Origin of the sequence: Streptoalloteichus hindustanus, assembly GCF_900129375.1 — a bacterium.
In the GTDB taxonomy this organism is placed as follows: Bacteria; Actinomycetota; Actinomycetes; order Mycobacteriales; family Pseudonocardiaceae; genus Streptoalloteichus; species Streptoalloteichus hindustanus.
The window spans coordinates 71,274-91,487 of record NZ_FQVN01000017.1 but is presented as its reverse complement, the minus strand read 5'-3'; the positions used below and the strand labels follow the sequence as shown (position 1 = coordinate 91,487).

Sequence of the window (20,214 nt, the reverse complement as noted above, 5' to 3'; positions counted from 1 at the left end):
GCAACCCCACCGGACGCCGCGCGCCGGCGTCGAGGCGCGTGGCGTGCTGGTCATCGTGGTGTGCTGGTCATTCGTGGCGCGCCCGCTGGCGCGTCAGCGCCCCTGCCCGGGGGGTCGCTGCGGGCGGGTGCGCCACGTCCTCGCATGGTCTGGACAAAGTGCGGCCGGAGGCCGGGTCGGGCGGTTCGCGTCCTCTCCGGCCCGCATGTCTGTCCCAAGTGGACAGTCATGGCGATGCGCGAGCCGCGAGCCGGTTCACCGGTCGGGGCCGTCAAAGCGGTCGACTCCCGGGAACGGCAGCGCGTCGCCCGGTGTCCAGAGCCGAGGCGCGGAGCCGGTGATCCGCCGGGGCGCCAGCCGGTCCCCCGGCGCCGGCAACGACAGCAACGCGAGCACGACCTCACCGAGACTCCCGGTGCGCTCCCACACGATGCCCGGCGGGTCCTCACCGGTCATCCGGAGACCGGTCACCTCGGTCGGCGAGCGCACCCCGATCACGTCGCGGGAGCCCTCCGGCCACTCCCGGAACCCGTCGATCTCCACGTGCTGTCCGTCCCGGACCAGTGGGGGGAGAAACCGCCACCCGCAGTGGCGCAACGTGATCAGGTGCCGCAGCTCCGGAAACGCCTCGATCGCCGCCTCGTCGAACGCGTTCATCGCTGGCACCCCGCCTGGCGCCGGAGCTGGTGACGCGCCTCGATCATCCCGAGTTCCTCGAACTCGACAGTGCCCACTTTCACCTCACACCGTCCTCTGTGGTCAAGCGCGGGACAGGATCTGCGGGGGTGGGACCCGTCTCGGACTCCCGGACGTGTCCCACCCCCCACGGCCCATCTCGCGGCTGGGGGTGGATCTCCCGAACACCCACCCGACAACCGTTCCCGCCGAGGATCGGACGAACGCAGGCATCGCGACCTCCGGTCGCTTCCACTGTTCCCCACCAACACCGGCAGCAGGAGGGAAACCCGTTCGCGGCCGCCACCCGAACTCTGTCCACACAGGACAGGACCGGGTGAGGTGGCGAACGTGTGGCGGCACGGGCGCGGGAGGAGCGACACCGTGTCGTTCAGCGACATCGCTGATGTTGGAGGTGGCCGTAGTACTGCCTTTCGCGTCGGGCGTCGACCGGAAGCTCCGGCGTCCACCTGACTCCGACCCGTCAACGGCTGGCGGGTGTGCGCCCTTCCCCGTGAGCGCGCACACCGTTGGATGCCGCGTGCGCCAAGAGGAAGGCGCCGGCCAGGAACCCGTTAGGGGCTCGCTGTCCGCAGACATCGTGAGGTCGGAGCGATGGGGACACCATCCCCGCGAATATCCCCCACGGGGATATTCCCGCTGGGGATGGCAAAGCGCCGAGCAGGCTGGTAGACGCGCGCCGCGCGCGCGATCACTCCCGCGATCCGAGTCTACTGTGGACCAGGTGAGAGAATCTCGCGGTTCAGCGATGGGCCATGAGAAACGGGAGGCGTCCGGTCGCCGGCCCGGCGATCGTCACGACGCGGGGGCGGTGTCCGTCGCCGTTTCGAGGTTGCGGGCCATGCGTTCCAGGACTTCCACGGCGGTGCGGTACTCGTCCCCGGAGATGCCCGTCGTGGACAGCTCGCGGAACTCGTCGACGCGCTCGGCGACCCTGACCAGGCGTTGCTGGCCGTCGGGTGTGAGGACGAGCTGGTTCGGCGCGGGACGGGTCACCCAGCCGTCGCTGAGCATCGTGTCGATGGCGGCCGACAGCGTGCGGGTGTCGGCGTTGGCGGCGAGGATGGCCAGGACGTCGGCGTCGGCGACGCGCGGGGTGTCGTGGACGACGTTGAGGACCTGCCAGGCGATCCGGGTGAGGCCGAACTCGGCCAGCATGCCGTTCATGGAGCTGGTGAGTGCCTGGTCGGTGCGGTTGAGCCAGTAGCCAATGGGTTTCACGGGTGTTCTCTCTCGTGGTCGGGTCGGGTCGGGCTGGGTGTCGCGGTCATCGGCTCGGGGCCGTGGCGGACAGGAGCGCGGGCCAGTCCTGGTTGCTGGCCCAGTCGGCGAAGCTGTGCCAACCGACCTCGGGGTAGTCGCGACGCAGCGCGGCGACGTCGACGTCGAGGCCGGTGGTGCCGAAGTAGTCGAACATGGCGGCCAGGTCCTCGGATCGGCTCCGCACGGCGGCCAGGGGCACTTCCTGGTGGACGACCGGGCGACCGAGGGCGGTGGCCAGGATCTCGGCCATCTCGGCGGGGGTGCGCTCGTCGGAGGCGATGTCGATGCGGTGGCCGGCGAACTCGTCGCGGCGCGACAACACCAACGCGGCGAACGCGCCGATGTCGGTGGCGGGGATGAGGGTGAGCGGCCGGGAGGCGGGCATCGGCCAGGCGAAGACGCCGTCACGGAGCCCGTCGAGGGTCCAGCCGCTGGCGTAGTTGTCCATGAACGCCGCCGGCGCGATCACCGTCCAGGGAACGCCGACGGCGCGCAGGTGCTGCTCGACCAGGTACTTGCTCTCGTAGTGCGGGACGCCGGTGCCGCGGTCGGCGTGTGCGGCCGTGGTCAGCACGACGTGCCCCAGACGGGCGGTGGCCGCGGCGTCGACGAGGGCCGTGCCCTGCCGGACCTCGGTGGCGAGGTCGGTGCCGAACGGGGTGGTGACCGCGAACAGGGAGTCCGCCCCGGCGAGCGCGGCGTCCAGGGAGACGCGGTCGTCGAAGTCGGCGTGGCGGACCTCCGCGCCGAGGGCGCGCAGGGTGTCGGCGGCGGGCAGGTCGGGGTGGCGGGTGAGCGCGCGCACCCGGTGACCGGCGCTGAGCAGGGCGCGGGCGGTGGCCCCGCCCTGGGTTCCGGTGGCTCCGGTGACGGCGACGGTGAGCATGGTTCCTCGCAAACTGTACGATCTGCTGTGTGGCGCATTAGCTGCGTCGCACAGCAGAGTAGACACAGATTGCTGCGTCACGAAGCGATTTGGAGGGTGATCCCGGTGACAGGAGCCCGACGGGCCCGGCTGTACGAGGAACTCCTGCTGGAGTCCCGCCGCTACCTCGCGGCCTACGTGCTGTTCAACCAGGCCGTCGCCGACCACCTCGGGCTGCACCCGACCGACGTGCAGGCCCTGAGCCTGCTGACGGCCGCGCCCGGCCCGCTCACGGTCCGGCAGATCGCCGACCTGACCGGCCTGACCACGGGGTCCGCCACCCGACTGGTGGACCGACTGGAACGAGGGGGCTACGTGGCCCGCGAGCCCGACCAGCACGACCGCCGCCGCGTGCTCGTCACCTCGGTGCCCGACCGCGTGGCCCGGGTCACGGCGGTGTGGGACGACCTCGGCCAGACCTGGCAGACGCTCCTCGACGACCACACCGAGGACGAGCTTGAGGTGATCACGCGGCACATGCGCCGGGCGCACGAGCTCAGCCACGTCCAGATGGAGCGCCTGCGGTCCCGGCCCAAGCCGGACTGACCCCGCGCGGGGCGGGCGGCCTGTTCGGAGCACATGACCGCCTCATCGGCCGGGGCCAGCCGCCTGTGTCCTCAGTGGACAGACACTCGGCGAGGGGCTCGGCGTCGACGCCGCAGGCGTGAGCGCGGGCGGGAACCCACGCCCCTCGGGGAGCGACATCTGCTCAGCCCCAAGCTCCTCCGGCGATCGGATGAAGTCCTGACCACGCAGGAAAAGCCGGCGCGGCCGAGGAGCACGCTCTCAGCCGACCGCAGGCGCGCGTGACGAGCGAGGCCGACACCGCTCGGCGGCTTCGACCGTGTGGTGGAGAAGCAGCGCGGTGGTGACCGGCCCGACGCCACCGGGAACCGGGGTCAGCGCGGCCACGGACTCGGCGACCGCCGGGTCCACGTCGCCCACCAAGCCCCCGTCGGGCGTCGGGTTGGTGCCCACGTCCACCACCACCGCCCCGGGTTGGACATGGTCCGGGGTGATCAGCCCGGCGCGGCCGACCGCCGCCACCAGCACCTCGCCTCGGGAGGTCGTCGCCGCCAGGTCCCGGGTGCGCGAGTGGCACACGGTCACCGTCGCGTTCCGGTCGAGGAGCAGGTGGGCCACCGGTTTTCCGACCACAGTGGACCGTCCCACCACGACCACGTGTCGGCCGGCCAGCTCGACCCCGTGGTGCTCCAGGACCGCCACGACCGCCGCCGCCGTGGCGGGCGCGAAGGCCGGCAGGCCCGCCGCCAACCGCCCCAGGGACAGCGGGTTCGCGCCGTCGACGTCCTTCGCCGGGTCGATCGACGCCGCCAACTCCTCCCGGCGGGCGCCGCCAGGCAGCGGGGCCTGGAGGATGACGCCGTGCACGGCGTCGTCAGCGCTGAGCGAGGACAACGTCTGCGCGATCCGCGCGTGTTCGGCGTCGGGGCCCAGATCGACCACGTCGCAGGTGATGCCGACGCTCGCGGCCGCCTTGGCGATCATCCGCACGTAGGCGGCGCTGGCCTCGTCGGCCGTCGCCGTCACCACGGACAGCCGGGGCGTCACCCCCTCCTCCGCCAGGCTCGCGACCCGCCGCGCCGCCTCGCCCCGGAGCGAGGCGGCCAACTGCCTGCCCGCCAACCGGGCGGCGGTCACCTCGCGATCTCCTTGCGCACCAGCGCCGTGACGTGCTCGGCGCGCCGGGCCAGGGACTGGACCAGGCCGGCGCGGGCGGTCAGCTCGTCGCGCACCGCGGGGTCGGTGATCCCGGCGAGGTTGGTCTCGACGTTGATCTGCGCCGTGGTCGCCGCGGCGCGGGCCGCCTCCACCGCCGCCGCCACATCGCTGATCACTGTGCGGTTGCCGATCGGGCGCAGTGTCTCGGCGAGGCTGACCAGCCGCTCCGCGACCCCGATCAGCTCGGCGGGCGCCATCGCCGCGCCGACCAGCGCGCCGGCGATCGCCGCCGAGCGGCTCCGCCTCGCCTCGCTGGTGTCCTTGGGCAGCTTGTAGGCCTCGGCGACCGCGCCGAAGGCGGCGACGTTCTCCGCCATCAGCCGCAGCGCGGCCACGCGGAGCCGCTCGGCCTCGTCGAGGATCTCGCTGATCGTGGCCTCGTGCGCCTGGTGCTTCGGGCCGGTGCTGTATCTGGCCACCATCGCCAGCAGCGCGGCGCCCTGGGCGGCGTGGAGCGCGGCGACCGCACCCCCGCCCGGCGCGGGCACCCGGGCGGCGAGTCGGTCCAGGAAGTCGCTGATCACATGGTCGCGCACGTGCGTCCCCTCGGGTAGCGGAGGGCATCAGAGATGATCGAGACGAGAACACCATGCTAGCGAGAACGACCGACAGAACGGTCGAAGTCGAACAACACCCGGCTCTTCGGTTCACCTCGTGAGAACCTCCGCGACGTGCGGCTTCACGAAAACCTCACACGCGCCGAGCGCCTCGACCGCCGACCACCCGGGCCGCACAGCTCGGCCCGGCTGTCGCCATCGGCCACTGCTCCGCCCACCGCTGCGCTGATCCGCTGAAGGGTCCTCGCACGATGTCCTCGGCCGAAAGTCGCTGCGTGTCGTCAGAGATCTCCAGGCATCATGCGGAAATGGCCCGCGTCCGACTCCGACGAAATCCCCACACCAGAACTGGTGGCCGCGTGGGCGGCACTCGACACCGTGGCTTCCGAACGGGTCCCGCTCTGGGCCGCGCACTGGCTCGCCCGGGGCCACGACGGGGAGGCGCTGAGGACCCTGGCCGGCCTCAACGAAGCCGATCCCCGCGAGGTCAACGACATCCTGCGCGCCGCACTGGCCAACTGCGATGTGACTGTGCCGGATTCCCCGGGAGCCGCCGCCCACGTGGCGTTCATCGCGTTCGCCCGTCTGCTCGCCGACGACCGGGTCACCGAGCGGTGGGTGCTGGACAGGGTCGGCGAGGTTGTTTCCGATTCCTGTTATGCCGACAGCGTTCTCGACCTTCCACTCGGCCAGATCCTTGCTCTCGACGACGAGTGGGGAACCGACTGGGGCCGCCCGGAACAAGAACTCGCAATCGAGATCCAGGACGCGTGCAAGGACCAACTCGCCATGTCCCACACGTCCGCGTGAAGGTCGCGAAGGTGGAGCCCGGCGTGACGCGACAGCGGGTCGGTCACAGATAGTCGAAGAACCGGAGCCACCAGGTCGGGCGGCCCCGAGGCGGAGAGGACCACGCCGGAACGCCGGGGCCGTCGCAGCCGGCGGAGTCCGGAACGCCGATCGTGCGTGGTCGCGGGGAAACTCCAGGTAGGCCGGATCTGGAACGTTCAGCGCACGCAGCGGAACTCGCGCTTCCTGGTCACTCAGCGGCACGAACACACCTATTTTCGTCCACTATGGACACATGTGCCACGCGATCTTCCATCCCCGTCCGCCGACGAGGAGTTCCCGCGTTGCCACGGCGGTGACCTCCGCCACCGGTCTCCTGGCCTTCGGCGCGTGCCGCTCGGCGAGGGCGACCAGTTCCGCATGAGGGCGCGGGGCGTGTTCGGCGTCTGTGACCGCCTCCATCGGGCCGCACCCGTCTGCCAACAGCCACAGGTAGCTGGCCAGGTCCTGGGCCACCACGCCGATTTCCCCCCCTCCGACCCGAGAAAGACGACCGGCTGGTCAGCCAGCGCACGGCCGGGGCGGATCAGCCAGAACGCCGCGTACCCTCCCGTACCGTCGTGAACGAACACCGGCGAGCGCGGGCGGGAGCACGCGGTCGTCGGAAAGCATCATCCGCTCACCTTAAAGATCTTCTTGTTCGACCGAACCCCTGCCCTCGATGGGCGGCGAGTCCGTAGCTCACCACCAGTTAGGCGACGCCCGGTCGCCATGTGCACACCGTGATCGGTCAACCAATGGAGCCTGGGCTGTGGGCCACGCTCGCCGGTAGCCCCAACCGCTGCCGGGAAAGACCGTCCCAGCCACCTACCGCCGGCACCCAAGTGGCAACCGAACTGAAGCGTTCACTTCACGGAGCAAGCTTCCTGTGCGGATACTGGCGTGGTGGCAGTGGATCCGGAGTTGGCCGCTCGGTCGGTGCACGCGGTCGCGGCGGACGCCTCGACCATGGCCGACGTGGCCGCGGAGATGACCCGGCACCTGGCACGGGCCGTTCCGCACGAGGGATATCTTCTGATCGGGCTGGACCCGATCACGTACGGGGGGAGTTTCCGCGGCCAGCACAACAGCTACAGCGGGGCGATGGTGCGTCGCCTGTCCCACGACTTCGTCTACCACGACGGGTGGGGCCTGCTGGACGATCCGCTCCCCGTTCGCGTGCACGGCGGCGAGACGGGACACCGGCTCCCGGACTACTTCCGGCCGCGGCTGCGGGAGATGACCGCCGAGGGCGTGGGCAGCGAGATGGGTCTTCCCCTGATCCACCACGGGCGGACCGTGGGGGCGCTGCTGTTGTTGCGGGAGAACGGAAGCCGCCCCTTCTCCTTCGACGACGCCCGACACCTGCGGCAGTTCCGCGATCCGTTCGCCTCCGCGCTCCGGCACTTCGTCGCCAGCAAGCCCTTGCGGCGGGCCCGGCCGCCCGCGCGACCGCCGGGCGTGGTCGTCGTCGGCGCGGACGACACGATCAGGGCGGCCACCGCCAGCGCGTGGCACGTGCTCGGGGCGTTCGTCTCCCCGGAGGAGCGCGACGACGAACAGGAGGTGTTCAGCTCCGTCTGGAAAATCGTCTATCTGGTGCGCCGGACGGGTGCGCCCGCGGTGACCCACGTCCCGAGCCCGTTCGGCTGGCTGGCGCTGGACGCCCAACCCCTCGCGGGACAGAACGCCGGCGACATCGCGGTCACCCTGGAACCGGCCACGGGCGAGGCGCTGCTCCCCACGATCGCCGCGTGGTACCACCTCACCCCGAGGGAACAGGGGGTGGTCAGGGCCCTGCTGCGGGGTGAGCCGACCAGGCGCGTCGCCCGCGACCTCCACCTGTCCCCCCACACCCTGAACGACCACATGAAGGCGATCTACCGCAAGACCGGCGTCACCAGTCGCGACGAACTCATCGCCGGCCTGACCTGACGGTCTGTCCACAGTGGACTCCGTGCGGCCAACCAGGACGAGGCGTCGGACTGCGGGCTGTCAGACGATGTCCAGGCGGGGCGCCGCGGCGGCGGCCTGTGCTGCCTGAACCACCGCCTGTGCGTCACCGATGTTCCCGACGCGCACCGCCAGGGCGGGCACCGCTCGTCTCGTGGGTTTCGTGGTGTAGACGGCGAAGGTCCGCGTGGCCTGGTCGTAGATGACGGCCTTCGCCTGGTTCCAGTCGACCCGCAGGAACTGCTTTCGCAGCAGGCCGACGAAGAGGAAGAGCAGGCGTTGGTTGGTGCAGACGAGCACACCCGTGCCATCGCCCTGGGCTCCGGTCAGCGCCAGCACCTGCTCCTCGGGCTGGAGGTAGCCCTCCAGGAGGTTGATCTCCCTCATGGAGCCGACGAGCAGGCCGCGCACGCGGTTCAGCGCCGTGGCGATGTCCGGGCGCAGCGCCGTTCCGGGCGCCGGCGGCGCGGCATGGTGTTGGGGCGCGTGCGTTTCCACGGCGGGGACGCTGGGACGCACGGCGGTGTGGAACGTCCAGCGGTAGCCATCCCAGTACCGGAGCAGGCCGTCGTCGAGCGGATCGGGCAACCACGCGGCGGGCCGCCCGGCGGGAGCGACGGGAAGCGGGCCTCCAGGCGGGTACGTCATCGGTCACTCCACTCCATCGTCGGACAGGTCTCCGTCCCCGCCCGCGTCGGTGTGCGTCGCCGCGGCGGCCAACGCCGCATCCCCGCGGGGTTCCGCCGGTGGTTCCTCGGCGGCCGAACCGCTCCGTCGGCCGGGTTCGGAGGCGCGCCACTCGACGGCCTCCGCGGTGTCGGTGTACTCCAGGACGTGGTCATCGCCCAGGCTGACCAGGAGGTCCCTGACCTCGGCCGGGGTCGCGTAGAAGAACTCGCGGCGCGGGTTGACGAGGTTGACCCGCTTGTCGGCCAGCCGCTGGTGCAGCGCGGTCTCCAACGCCACCGCGTCCTCGGAGAAGATCAGGGCGTGGGTGTCGAACCGGAACGGCACCGACGCGTCGCCGAGTTCGCGCACCCGGTCCATCGGCTCCAGCCGGCGGGTCATCCCGATCTTGACCACGTCGGGGCCGAACGCCCCGATGTTGGAGATCACGTAGACGTAGCCGGCGCGGGCGTTGGCGGCCCGTTCCTCCACCCCGGCGATCGCGTCGTCGATCGCGTCGAGCTGCTCCTGCGCCCGCTCCAGCGCTTCGAGGTCGCCGTTCTCCCTGAGCCGCCTGACAACGGTGCGGTAGTGGGAGCGTTCCTTCCGCAGACGCTCCCGCTCCCGCTCGATCTCCTTCATCACCTTGGCTTCCTCGCGGAGACGCTCGCGCTCGGCCCGGGCCTGCTCGCGCTCGACCTCGACCCGCATCAGGTAGTCCGCGGTGAGGTCGATCTCCTGGAGCCGAAGCCGGTGGTAGTCCACCGAGATCGCGATCCGCATCAGCAGGCCGAGTCTGGCGATGGTGTCCCGGGTCGTGGTCAGCTTCTTCTTGACCGCCTCGCGGGTGTGCGGTTTGACCACGCGCACCGCGTTGTCGGCCTCGGCGTTGTAGGCGCGCAGCATCAGTTTGGCCATGTCCCGGCCGAGCTTCTGGCCTTCCTTCACCGACCCGTTCACGGCCCAGTCGACGTGACAGGTCACCGCGTCGCCCTTGGCGGCCGTCTTGATCTGCTGCTTCAGCGTGGCCAGCGCGTCCTTGTAGGCGAGCGCGTCGTCCAGCGGGTGCGCGTACTCGTAGACGCCGACCTCCTGGAGCAGGGCGAGGTCGCGGGTCTCCACGAGCTGCGCCTGCAACGACTCGGTCTCGGTGCGGAGCCGGTACCCCGACTCGGTCAGCGTCGCGTACTCCCGCTTCGACTGCTCCACCGCGGACCGGAGCTGGCGCAACTCGGCCTCCAGCGACGCCGTCCCGGCGCCCCGCAGGTGGTCCACCCACCCCCGCAGTTCGGCGATCGTGGCGTGCGCCGCGGCCAACTGCTGCTGGAGCGCGGCGATCTCCGCGCCTCCCCTGTTGCCGAACACGCCTGTTCCTCTCCCCATGTCCCGCCAGAACCCGTGCGACCGACGGGCCGTCGCCCGCCGGTCGCACTTGTTGATCTTTCTGGCCGGTCGTCGTGTTACACGCTTCCGTACCAACCGGCTTTGCGGGGCGTCGCGACAGGAGCGCCGTGCGGGGCGGCCGACGGGGTCCCCATCGAAGGACGTCGTGTCGTGAACGAGTGAATTCGCTCAAGGGGAGGGCCGCGCCACCAGCGCTTTCCCGCCGGAACACGGGTTCCGCCTGACTGGCTACCCGTTCAGGTGGGCGCTCTTGCTCCCCTTCAGAGCCCACGGTAGGGAGAACGGGAAGTGGCTTTCCGACGGGGAGCGCACTGGCGGGAATGTTCCGTGCAGTCCGTTCGCGAGGAGCGCGCCGATGGCAGCGACGCAACAGGACAGTGCGTCCACCCGCCACCGCAGCACGGGCGGGGCCGGCGGTCACGCGGCGCGGAGGAATCATGGGTGAGGACTACGACGTCGTCGTAGTGGGCGCCCGTTGTGCCGGCGCGCCGACCGCGATGCTGTTGGCGCGGCGCGGTCACCGGGTGCTGTTGGTGGACCGGGCGACGTTTCCCAGCGACACCCTGTCCACCCACTACCTCCATCTCCCCGCGGTGGCTCGGTTGCGCGACTGGGGATTGTTGGACCGCGTGCTCGCCACCGGCTGCCCGCGCATCACCGGAATCACGCTGGGGGTAGGAGATCTCTACCTCAGCGGTATGTCACCGGAGTGGGAGGGCGTGCGCTTCGGCGTCGCCCCACGGCGATTCCTGCTGGACCACCTCCTGGTGGAGGCGGCAGCGGCCGCCGGCGCGGAGGTGCGCCAGGAGTGGACCGTCGACCGCGTGCTCACCGCCGAGGACGGCAGGGTCGTCGGCGTCCAGGGCCGGGATCGGGCGGGACGAACCGAGGTCGTGACCGCGACGATGGTGGTGGGGGCCGACGGCGCGCGCTCGCTGGTGGCGCGGACTGTCGCGGCCGAGGAGCAGTTGTCGGCCCCGGCCCGCACCGCCGTCTGGTACGCGTACTGGCAGGGCACGGACATCCGGGAGATCCTGGTCCGGATCGAGAGCCCCGAGATCTTCATCGTGCCGACCAACGATGACTGCGTGAACGTGTTGGTGGGTTGTCGGAGCGAGGAGTTCGCCGAGTTCCGCGCCGACATCGAGGGCAGCTACCTGCGGGTGCTGGACCGCTTCCCGGACATCGGGCGTCGTGTCCGCAGTGGACGGCGGGTGGGGCCGCTGCGCGGAACGCGCGACACCCGCCAGTGGTTGCGGCGCACGCACGGCCCCGGGTGGGCGTTGGTGGGCGACGCGCTCCAACGCAAGGACCCCGTCGCCGGCATCGGCATCAGCGACGCCTTCCGGCAGGCCGACGCGCTCGCCCACGCCCTCGACGCGGGTCTCACCGGGCGCCGGCCGATGGCCCAGGCCCTCGCCGGGTTCGGGACCTGGTGCGCGCGCACCTTCCGGGACCACTTCGACCACGTCGCGGAGATGGCGAAGCTGGCGGCGTGCGACCCGGACCAGCTCCGGCTCTTCGAGGCGTTGCGGCACAACGAGGAGCAGCGCACCCGCTTCTTCGGGACCGTGGGGGCCCAGGTCTCCCCGCAGGAGTTCTTCGCCCCCGAGAACATCGCACGCATCATCTCGGGCGCGCCGGCCCACGCCGCGCGGCACGAGAGCTGTCGGAGGAAGGCGAGCACGCCGGCATGACCGTCGCAGACCACGCCCCCAGCGCCCCCCGCAGGCAGGTCCACCTCATCGACCTGACGTCCATTCCCGGCATGGTGTACAGCGCGACGTTGGGCTACCTCCAGGCCGCCGCCGAGGCGGACCCCGAGGTCGGCGCGGCCTGCGAGTTCCACCGCCACGTCCGGCTCCCGCGCGGGGAGGGGTTCGAGCGGGCCTGCGCCGACGTGCTGGCCGCGCTCGACGACCCGCTGGCGGTCAGTTTCACGATCTACTTCTGGAACCGGGCCAAGTCGCTGCTCATGGCCCGTCGCATCAAGGAGCGGTGGCCGGACTGCCGGGTTGTCGTTGGTGGCAACGACGTCAGCTACCAACAGGACGAACTGTTCGCCGAGGCACCCTGGGTCGACGTGCTGGTGCACGGCGACGGCGAGCTGCGGTTCGTCGACATCCTGCGCTCCCTCCTGCATGGCCGGGACGACTTCTGCGACATTCCCGGCGTCAGCTACTGGTCCGGTCGGGGCAGCGCTCGGCACGTGGTCACCACCGAGCCGGCGCCGCGCATCGCCGACCTGGCCGAGGTCCCGTCACCGGTCGCGGTGCACTCCGACCGCGAACTGGCCGAGACCTCCCTGGTCGTATACGAGACGAACCGGGGCTGCCCCTACGGCTGCGCCTTCTGCTACTGGGGCGGCGCGACCAACTCCAAGGTCCGCCAGTTCCCGCTGGAACGCATCGAACAGGACCTCGACCGGATCATCCGGCTGTCCGGGCCACAACTGAGTTTGGGGCTCGCCGACGCCAACTTCGGCATCCTGCCCAGGGACGTCGACATCGCCCGGCTGCTGGTGGAGCTGTGCCACCGCCACGGCAAGAACCCGGACCTGATCGTCACCTGGGCCAAGAACAGCAACGACCGGGTGCTGCGGACGGCGAAGATCCTGCACGACGGCGCGATTCTCGCGCCGGTCACGTTGTCCACCCAGTCCTTCGACCCCACGGTGCTGGACCTGGCGAACCGGTCGAACATCCGGCTGGAGAACTACCGCCGGCTCCAGACCGGTTTCCGCGAACTGGGCATCGCCACCTACACCGATCTCATCTGGGGCATGCCCGGGGAGACCTACGACAGTTTCACCAGGGGCCTTGAGGAAACGCTCACCGCCGGTGGGTCCCCGGTCGTCTTTCCCTTGCTGCTGTTGAACAACACCGACTACACCCGTGAGCGGTTCCGGGAGGAACAGCGGCTCGTCGTGCGCCGGTCGCCGGCGGACGTGACCGACCCGGAGATGGTGGTGGAGATGGTGGTCGGCCATTCCCGCATGAGCGAGGAGGACTGGCTGCGCGGACTGGAGCTGCGGCTGTGCGTGTACCTGTTCCAGAAGGCGGTGCTGCGCTGCGGCCTGCGCGTTCTGCATACCGCGGGGAACGCGCGGCTGGTGGACCTGTGCGACCGGCTGCGGGACTTCCTCTTCGGCTGGGACGGCGACGACGTGGTCCGCCGGCTCGCCCGCAACTACCGGGAGTCGTGGCGCAGCCCGGAAAAGGTGGACTGGGAGCTGATCGACGGGCAGTTGGGTGTGGAGTCCGGCGACAACGGGGTCTACCTGCGCAGCGAGATGCACTACGAGGCCATCCTGCACCGACTGACCCAGGACGGCGTGGCGGCCCGATTCCTTCGTGATGCCACCGGTTTTCTCCTGGACGGCCTGCCCGACGTCGACGAGGACGGTCGGCGGCTCGCCCGCGAGACGCTGGACGTGGATCTGGCGGCGGTCGCGGTCTTCCGGTCGCTGCGCAGCGGCGAGAGCGAGAAGGTGCCTGTCCGCGTGCCTGCGGCGGCGGTCCCTCTGTTGCGGGACAACGGAGATCTTCCCCCCGATCTCGCGTCGGACGAGGGCGACGTGGTCGGTGTCGCCCTGACGCCGCCGTCGCTGTTGGCCAACCACCATCCCCAGTTCTCGTTCAGCCGCTACGCCATGCTGGTCTGGCGCGGTCTGGCGCGGCCCCTGCACGACCTGGTGTTCGCCTGAGCGCGGATCACCAGGCGACTGGTAGTTCGGCCACGCGCCGCACCTCCAGGTCCACCCGCCACGGCACCCGCTCCCCTGGCACGGCCAGCCGGATTCCGGGCAACCGGGACAGCAGCGCGTGGATCGCGGTGCGCATCAGCATTCGGACCAGCGGGCCGCCCAGGCAGTGGTGGGTGCCGTAGCCGAAGGACAGGTGGGGGTTGCGGGGGCGATCGAAGATCGCGGTGCGCGGTGACGGGAACACGGTGTCGTCGAAGTTGCCGGCGGGCAGGGCGGGCAGGATCGCTTCGCCCGCGCGCACGGTGGTTCCGCCCACTTCGACGTCCTCGGTGGCGTAGCGGGCGAAGGTGGCGTGCGCGGGAAACGGCGCCAGGCGCAGGAGTTCCTCGATCGCGGGGGCCAGCAGCTCCGGTCGCTGCCGCAGCCGGACGACGTGGTCGGGTTCCCGGAGCAGGAGGTACACCACGTTGCCCAGTTGCGCCGAGGTGTTGTCGAAGACGGCCAGCAGCAGATCGCTGGCGAGCTCCACCAGGGACAGACCGGCCAGCCGGGTTCCGTCGCTCACCTCGACCAGCGCGCTGAGGACGTCGTCGCGCGGCTCCCGCCGGCGACGCGCCAACAGCCCGCCCATGTAGTCGAAGACCGCCGCGACGCGCTCCTCGAACTCCGGGGGCGGCAGGGTGTTGGTGGCCAGTGCCACCAGCCAGCTCCGGAACATCGCGCGGTCGGCGTAGGGGACGCCGAGCAACGCGCACCCGATCCCGCCCGCCAGCGGCACGGAGAACCACTCGTCGAAGTCGACGGGAGCACCGTGCCGCGTCATGTCGTCGATGAGGCGATGCGCGAGGCGCTCGACCTGGGGGCGCAGGCGCTCGATCCGCCCACCGGTGAAGGCGAGCGCGGCCACGATGCGCCTCCGGACCTCCGTGTGGTTCGGCGGGTCCAGCGAGAGGACGCTCGTCTTGAGGGGACAGGGACTCATCCGGGGTTCGTCGCGCCGCACCGCGACGGCCCGGCTGAACCGGGGGTCCCGGAGCACCGCCCGGAGGTCCCCGTGCCGGGTGACCAGCCACGCCTCGTCCCCGAAGGGCGGCCGGACCCGGGTCAGGCCGGCCCGCGACCGGCACCCCGCGTACGCGGGATCGAGCTCCAGGCCGTTTCGCGGGCCGAACGGGTAGGGAACGGGGTCCTGCCGCGCGCTCATGAGATCCCTCCGACGTCGTCGGACTGCGCCCGCCCCGGCGTGGTCGAACCTAACCGCCAGCGTGGGACCACAACTCCGGAAACGCCTGAAAGAGTGTCGTCGCCCCTCGGGTCTCCGGGTGAGGGCGTCGAGTCGTGGTGATCCTGTCGATCACCATGACTCGACGTCCACTGAGGACAGTCACCGGAGGTGGTTGTCAGACCGGCGCTCCTCAGGCGGAGGCGAGATCTTCCTGGCCGAAGTTGCCCACGACGTCCTCCACCCGGTCACGACGCCGGTACAGCTCCCAGCACCGCTCGGCCAGGTGGTCGGGTTCGACGCGCTCGACCTCCTGCTCCGGACGGACATCCGGGTTGGCGTCGAACAGCCGTTGCGCGTCGCTGCGCTCGATGAGCGCGCCGATCGGCAGCATTCCCGCGTAGACACCCTCTCCTGCCAGGGCGGCGTGCAGGTTGTGGACGTAGTTGCGCAGTCCGGCCAGGACGATCCCGACGTTGCCCATGAACGGAACCGGGTACTTGGCGGAAACCCCCGCCGCGAACAGCAGTCCGCCCTCGCCGCGTTCCCGCATGCCGGGCAGCACCGCGCGAACCAGGGCGATCGGCGTGCGCAGCATCAGGTCCAGGTAGCCGTCGATGCTCGCGGAGTCGACGTCGAGCACCGGCACCGGCAGCAGCCCGCGCTCCAGCCCGGAGGGACCGTAGTAGACGACGTCGAGGGAGCCGAACCGTGCGGTGATCGCGTCGACGACTGCCAGAACTCCGTTGGGGTCGGAAAGATCGGCAGGGAAGGCGGCGGCCTCCACACCCTGCGCCGCGAGTTCGGCGACCAGGGCGTCGAGCCGGTCCCGGCGCCTGGCCACCAACGCGACCCGGAAGCCCTCGCGGCCGAACCGGATGGCGATCGAACGTCCCAACCCGGGACCTGCGCCGAACACGGCGATGGTGCGTGACATGTCGTTGTGCCCTTCTCCTGGGAGCGGGTCGGCCAGCGTCTCCTGGCACCACCCGAACGGAAGTTGAGGCGACCCTCAAGATCGACCGTAGATTAACTTGAGGACACCCTCAAGTTCTAGGATCGAGACATGCCCAGCGCCCGCCCCCTGCGCCGCGACGCCCAACGCAACCGCGAGCTGCTCATCGACGCCGCCCGCACGGCGTTCGCCGAACGCGGCCTCGACGTGCCGCTGGAGGAGATCGCCCGCCGCGCCGGAGTCAGCATCGGCACGCTCTACAACCGCTTCCCCCACCGCGCCGCCCTCATCGACGCCGTCTTCGCCGACCGGATCACGGCCACCGCCGCACTCGCCGAACACGTCCTGACCATGGCCGACGCCTGGGAGGGCTTCGTCTTCTTCCTGGAACACGTCTGCGAGTGGCAGGCCGCGGACCGCGGCTACAGCGACCTGGCCGCCCGACACATCCCCGAAGCCACGGCGACCGAAGAAGCCCGACGACACGGGTACGCGCTGATGCAGCGCATTGTCACCCGAGCTCAGGAATCCGGAGCGCTACGAGCCGACATCACCCTGGAGGACCTGGCCTTCGTGATCTGGGGCCAGGCCCGCACGGTGGAGGCCACCCACGACGTCGCCCCCCGCGCCTGGCGCCGCCACCTCGCCCTGATGCTCGACGGACTCCGCGCCCCAGCCGCCCACCCCCTCCCCGAACCCCCACTCCGCCCCGAAGAGGCAGCACGAGCCATGCGGGGCCGCTGCGACTGACCTCCAAGCCGAGAAGATCAGAAGACTCCGCCCCGGCACCCCACCTCCCCCAGCACCAGTTGATCTATTGTCGAACCGAACTGGTCAAAAACACGACGAGCCCGCACCATCACCCCAGGTCAAGAAGTATCGGCCCCGCGCACGCGGGGATGAGCCGTCATCGCGCTCGCCGTCGACGGCGAACTGCGCATCGGCCCCGCGCACGCGGGGATGAGCCGGTGGCCAGGCCCGCCCGGCGTCGCAAGGCCGCATCGGCCCCGCGCACGCGGGGATGAGCCGGTCGGAACGACCCTGCGGCCAAGCGAGGCCGCATCGGCCCCGCGCACGCGGGGATGAGCCGTCCAGGACCCGGCCGCCCGGGCGGATGGACACATCGGCCCCGCGCACGCGGGGATGAGCCCCCACGACCTGACGGATTATGAGCGAGCTTTGTATCGGCCCCGCGCACGCGGGGATGAGCCGCTGATCTCCGCCCTCACCTCGTCTACGTCGAAATCGGCCCCGCGCACGCGGGGATGAGCCCTGCGCGAGGAGCTCGCGCAGTTCAGCGGCCAGATCGGCCCCGCGCACGCGGGGATGAGCCTGGGCGTGGGGTCCATGGGTAGCGGCTCCTGCTATCGGCCCCGCGCACGCGGGGATGAGCCCTCGTCCCCACGACTTGTGCGAGTTGCGATCGCATCGGCCCCGCGCACGCGGGGATGAGCCGGCTGGGCCGGGTCAGCAGCCAGACCTGGTCGGATCGGCCCCGCGCACGCGGGGATGAGCCGCCCTACCCGAAGTCGAAGGCGGGCCGCCGGGTGTCGGCCCCGCGCACGCGGGGATGAGCCCCAGTGATCGAGGATGCTGGCCACAGCGGCCTGGTTGGCCCCGCGCACGCGGGGATGAGCCTGGTCCGACAGGGCGGTGGCGAAGTCTCCGTAGATCGGCCCCGCGCACGCGGGGATGAGCCCTACGTGGGCGAGCTGTTCGCGATCTCCCCCAGGTCGACCCCGGGCACGCGGGGATGAGTCGTCCGAGCAGGCTGGCACGTCCTCGCGTGCCATATCGGCCCCGCGCACGCGGGGATGAGCCCGACCTGCTCTACGTGGACGACCAGGCCGAGCTGTCGGCCCCGCGCAGGCGGGGGTGGTGGTGGTTAGGCGACGAAGATGCAGAACGGGTGGCCGGCTGGGTCGGCGTAGACCCGGAGTGGTTCTTCTGGGTCGTCTCGGCGATCTTGGAGTAGTCGTCCGCCGAGGCTCAGGACGCGGTCGTGTTGGGATTCCAGGGCTTCGACCGACGGCACGGTCAGGTCCAGGTGCATCTGCTGGGGCACCGGATCATCCGGCCAGGTCGCCGGGGGCAGGTGATCCACCTGTTGGAAGGCCAGGCAAGGCATGCCGTCGGTGGTGGTCAGCACGAGCCAGTCGCGGTCTTGCTCGTCGGGTTGGCCCGTTGGTGGGGGTTCGTCGCCGGGACGGTAGGTCAGGCCCAGGAGGTGGCGGTAGAACTCCGCCAGTGATCGGGCGTCAGTGCAGTCGAGCACCACTTGGCGCAGGACGGGCAGGTTCGCCGGGTTGGCCATCGCGATCACCCCCGGTCATTCTGCACCTGGGCAGAAGCAGGCGCACAACAACAGGACGCGCGCGGGCTGGTGTCCACAGTGGACAGAAGGCTGTCAGGTGGTGTCGGTGCTGGACACCGGGGTGACCTCGTCGTCCTCGGTCACGTCGACGGTGCCCAGCGCCTCGCCCAGGTCGCGGTAGCGGTGGATCATCTCGATGCGTCCGTCGATGACCCGGAAGACGCTGGCCACCACCTGCGGTTCGGCAGGCTCGCTCGGCTCGTCGCCGGTGTCGCGCCGGCGGACGTCCTGCTCGGCCACGACGAACTCGCCGCGCCGGAACACGCGGCGGGGCACCAGCACGAGCGCGGCGTGGCCGAACCACTGTTCGACCATGGCGATCCCGCGCACCCCGCCGTAGGTGCCGCCCACCTCGACGTCGTCGTGCAACAGGGGCCGGAGCCGTTCGGGCTCACCGGCGTTGACCGCGTCGTGGAAGTCCAGGACGATGCGCACCTCGGCCGCAACCATGAGGTTCAGTATCGCGGCCGAGGCGCGTCGTCGCCGCGTGGCGGCGGGAGGCCCAGAGAGGGCTTACAGCTCCACGCCGAGCAGGGCGTCCACGGCGGTGCGCACCAGGGCGGGCGCGGCCTCGTCGCCGTCGCGCCGGTCCAGCGCCTCGCGCGCCCAGGCGTCGACGGCGGCCAGCGCGGCCGGGGTGTCCAGATCGTCGGAGAGGTGGTCGCGCAGGCGGGCCACCAGCGCCTCGGCCGAGGGGCCGGCCGGCAGGGCCACGGCCGCCCGCCACAGGTCCAGCCGCGCCTGGCCCTGGGTCAGGGTCTCGGCGGTCCAGGCCCGGTCGGCGCGGTAGTGGCCGGACAGCAGCGCCAGGCGCACCGCCATCGGGTCCACCTTGTCGGCGCGCAGGCGGGAGACGAAGACCAGGTTGCCCCGGGACTTCGACATCTTCTCGCCGTCCAGGCCGATCATGCCGGCATGCACGTAGTGCCGGGCGAACGGGAACTGGTCGGTCAGCGCCTCGGCGTGCGCGGCGCTGAACTCGTGGTGCGGGAAGGCCAGGTCGGAGCCGCCGCCCTGCACGTCGAAGGTCATGCCGAGCCGGTTGAGCGCGATCGCCGAACACTCCACGTGCCAGCCGGGCCGGCCGGCGCCCAGCTCGGACTCCCAGGACGGCTCGCCGTCCCTGGCCGCGCGCCACAGCAGGGCGTCCAGCGGGTGCCGCTTGCCCTGCCGGTCGGGGTCGCCGCCCCGCTCGGCGAACAACGAGGTCATCGTGGCCTCGTCGTAGTTGGACTCGTAGCCGAAGTGGCCCGAGGCGCGGTGGTCGAAGTAGATGTCGGGGTACTCGGCGTCCTCGACGCGGTAGGCGGCGCCGGAGGTCAGCAGCTTGCCCACCACCTCGACGATCTCCGGGATGGCCTCGACGGCGCCGGTGTAGTCGCGCGGCGGGAGCACCCGCAGCGCCTCCATGTCCTCGCGGAACAGCGCTGTCTCGCGCATCGCGAGCACGACCCAGTCCTCGCGGTCGCGCTCGGCGCGCTCCAGCAGCGGGTCGTCGATGTCGGTGACGTTCTGCACGTAGTGGACGTCGTGGCCGTTGTCGAGCCAGATCCGGTGCACCAGGTCGAAGGCCAGGTAGGTCGCGGCGTGCCCGAGGTGGGTGGCGTCGTACGGGGTGATGCCGCAGACGTACATCCGGGCGGTCCTCCCCGGCGCCGTGGGCCTCACCTCGGCGGTGGCGGTGTCGAACAACCGCAGGGGACGAGGCGTGCCGGGCACGCGCGGAACCGAAACCGAGGACCAGGGTTGCATGTTTTCGACCCTAACCAGAGAGACCGTCAACCTGATGACCGGGCGGTTGGTCACCCGGTCTCTCGGCAGCAACCACCGACGGGTGTCATCTGTTCCATCTCCGCCGAACGAGTGAGATCACCCCTACGCGCTGTCACCGCAGGTGATCAAGCGGTGGCGCGGCGCTGGTC

19 protein-coding genes and 1 CRISPR repeat array are annotated in these 20,214 nt (G+C 71.0%); of the genes, 6 read left to right on the top strand and 13 right to left on the bottom strand.

Annotated elements, in window-relative coordinates:
* Window positions 1-255: 255 nt before the first annotated feature.
* The 3 genes from BUE43_RS30635 to BUE43_RS30625 all read right to left on the bottom strand — a co-directional run bounded on the left by BUE43_RS30635 (window position 256) and on the right by BUE43_RS30625 (window position 2,845).
* Window positions 256-657, bottom strand: coding sequence for a hypothetical protein (locus BUE43_RS30635; RefSeq protein ID WP_073489831.1), 402 nt, complete (start codon window positions 655-657; stop codon window positions 256-258).
* 834 nt (window positions 658-1,491) lie between these two features.
* Window positions 1,492-1,917: a MarR family winged helix-turn-helix transcriptional regulator gene (locus BUE43_RS30630; protein WP_083960332.1), complete on the bottom strand. Its 426-nt coding sequence runs from the start codon at window positions 1,915-1,917 to the stop codon at window positions 1,492-1,494.
* A gap of 46 nt (window positions 1,918-1,963) precedes the next feature.
* Entirely contained in the window at window positions 1,964-2,845 is an 882-nt protein-coding gene (locus tag BUE43_RS30625) for an NmrA/HSCARG family protein (protein ID WP_073489830.1), read from the bottom strand.
* Window positions 2,846-2,950: 105 nt separating this feature from the next.
* Between BUE43_RS30625 and BUE43_RS30620 the strand changes: the two genes are divergently transcribed.
* Entirely contained in the window at window positions 2,951-3,430 is a 480-nt protein-coding gene (locus tag BUE43_RS30620; RefSeq protein ID WP_073489853.1) for a MarR family winged helix-turn-helix transcriptional regulator, read from the top strand.
* A gap of 240 nt (window positions 3,431-3,670) precedes the next feature.
* Here BUE43_RS30620 and BUE43_RS34865 read toward each other — a convergent pair whose 3' ends face one another.
* On the bottom strand, window positions 3,671-4,546 hold the full coding sequence (locus tag BUE43_RS34865) for a bifunctional 5,10-methylenetetrahydrofolate dehydrogenase/5,10-methenyltetrahydrofolate cyclohydrolase (protein ID WP_073489829.1): 876 nt from the start codon (window positions 4,544-4,546) through the stop codon (window positions 3,671-3,673).
* Window positions 4,543-5,163, bottom strand: coding sequence for a cyclodeaminase/cyclohydrolase family protein (locus tag BUE43_RS34860; protein WP_073489828.1), 621 nt, complete (start codon window positions 5,161-5,163; stop codon window positions 4,543-4,545). Before BUE43_RS34860 ends, BUE43_RS34865 begins: the two co-directional genes overlap by 4 nt.
* Before the next feature lie 372 nt (window positions 5,164-5,535).
* Here BUE43_RS34860 and BUE43_RS30605 point away from each other — a divergent pair, with 372 nt between their 5' ends.
* Window positions 5,536-5,994, top strand: a complete 459-nt coding sequence (locus tag BUE43_RS30605; RefSeq protein WP_083960331.1) for a hypothetical protein — start codon at window positions 5,536-5,538, stop codon at window positions 5,992-5,994.
* A gap of 264 nt (window positions 5,995-6,258) precedes the next feature.
* Here the strand turns inward: BUE43_RS30605 and BUE43_RS34855 are convergent, their stop codons facing one another.
* Complete coding sequence (locus BUE43_RS34855; RefSeq protein WP_073489826.1) at window positions 6,259-6,492, bottom strand: hypothetical protein; 234 nt, start codon at window positions 6,490-6,492, stop codon at window positions 6,259-6,261.
* A gap of 426 nt (window positions 6,493-6,918) precedes the next feature.
* Here BUE43_RS34855 and BUE43_RS30595 point away from each other — a divergent pair, with 426 nt between their 5' ends.
* Window positions 6,919-7,947: a response regulator transcription factor gene (locus BUE43_RS30595; protein WP_143174499.1), complete on the top strand. Its 1,029-nt coding sequence runs from the start codon at window positions 6,919-6,921 to the stop codon at window positions 7,945-7,947.
* Window positions 7,948-8,007: 60 nt separating this feature from the next.
* Here the strand turns inward: BUE43_RS30595 and BUE43_RS30590 are convergent, their stop codons facing one another.
* Window positions 8,008-8,613, bottom strand: a complete 606-nt coding sequence (locus BUE43_RS30590) for a DUF2510 domain-containing protein (RefSeq protein ID WP_073489824.1) — start codon at window positions 8,611-8,613, stop codon at window positions 8,008-8,010.
* A 3-nt stretch (window positions 8,614-8,616) separates the two neighbouring features.
* Window positions 8,617-9,996: an SNIPE associated domain-containing protein gene (locus tag BUE43_RS30585; RefSeq protein ID WP_234996014.1), complete on the bottom strand. Its 1,380-nt coding sequence runs from the start codon at window positions 9,994-9,996 to the stop codon at window positions 8,617-8,619.
* 476 nt (window positions 9,997-10,472) lie between these two features.
* Between BUE43_RS30585 and BUE43_RS30580 the strand changes: the two genes are divergently transcribed.
* Both BUE43_RS30580 and BUE43_RS30575 read left to right on the top strand, forming a co-directional pair.
* Window positions 10,473-11,732: an NAD(P)/FAD-dependent oxidoreductase gene (locus BUE43_RS30580; RefSeq protein ID WP_073489822.1), complete on the top strand. Its 1,260-nt coding sequence runs from the start codon at window positions 10,473-10,475 to the stop codon at window positions 11,730-11,732.
* Window positions 11,729-13,741 (top strand): radical SAM protein, encoded by a 2,013-nt coding sequence (locus BUE43_RS30575; protein ID WP_073489821.1) that lies wholly within the window; start codon window positions 11,729-11,731, stop codon window positions 13,739-13,741. Before BUE43_RS30580 ends, BUE43_RS30575 begins: the two co-directional genes overlap by 4 nt.
* A gap of 7 nt (window positions 13,742-13,748) precedes the next feature.
* Here BUE43_RS30575 and BUE43_RS30570 read toward each other — a convergent pair whose 3' ends face one another.
* Together BUE43_RS30570 and BUE43_RS30565 are read right to left on the bottom strand one after the other, a co-directional pair.
* The gene (locus BUE43_RS30570; protein ID WP_073489820.1) at window positions 13,749-14,945 is read right to left on the bottom strand and encodes a cytochrome P450; all 1,197 of its coding nucleotides are present in this window, start codon (window positions 14,943-14,945) and stop codon (window positions 13,749-13,751) included.
* A 211-nt stretch (window positions 14,946-15,156) separates the two neighbouring features.
* Window positions 15,157-15,900, bottom strand: coding sequence for an SDR family NAD(P)-dependent oxidoreductase (locus tag BUE43_RS30565; protein ID WP_073489819.1), 744 nt, complete (start codon window positions 15,898-15,900; stop codon window positions 15,157-15,159).
* 129 nt (window positions 15,901-16,029) lie between these two features.
* Here BUE43_RS30565 and BUE43_RS30560 point away from each other — a divergent pair, with 129 nt between their 5' ends.
* Window positions 16,030-16,668 (top strand): TetR/AcrR family transcriptional regulator, encoded by a 639-nt coding sequence (locus BUE43_RS30560; RefSeq protein ID WP_073489818.1) that lies wholly within the window; start codon window positions 16,030-16,032, stop codon window positions 16,666-16,668.
* Window positions 16,669-16,796: 128 nt separating this feature from the next.
* Window positions 16,797-17,739: a CRISPR direct-repeat array (repeat unit 28 nt; unit sequence ATCGGCCCCGCGCACGCGGGGATGAGCC).
* Between the two features lie 64 nt (window positions 17,740-17,803).
* On the opposite strand, the gene BUE43_RS30555 is transcribed toward BUE43_RS30560, so the two are convergent.
* From BUE43_RS30555 to mshC, 3 genes are all read right to left on the bottom strand, one after another.
* On the bottom strand, window positions 17,804-18,232 hold the full coding sequence (locus BUE43_RS30555) for a VOC family protein (RefSeq protein ID WP_073489852.1): 429 nt from the start codon (window positions 18,230-18,232) through the stop codon (window positions 17,804-17,806).
* 93 nt (window positions 18,233-18,325) lie between these two features.
* The gene (locus BUE43_RS30550; RefSeq protein WP_073489817.1) at window positions 18,326-18,742 is read right to left on the bottom strand and encodes a nuclear transport factor 2 family protein; all 417 of its coding nucleotides are present in this window, start codon (window positions 18,740-18,742) and stop codon (window positions 18,326-18,328) included.
* A gap of 63 nt (window positions 18,743-18,805) precedes the next feature.
* Window positions 18,806-20,044, bottom strand: coding sequence for a cysteine--1-D-myo-inosityl 2-amino-2-deoxy-alpha-D-glucopyranoside ligase (gene mshC, locus BUE43_RS30545; RefSeq protein ID WP_073489816.1), 1,239 nt, complete (start codon window positions 20,042-20,044; stop codon window positions 18,806-18,808).
* Between the last annotated feature and the right edge of the window lie 170 nt (window positions 20,045-20,214).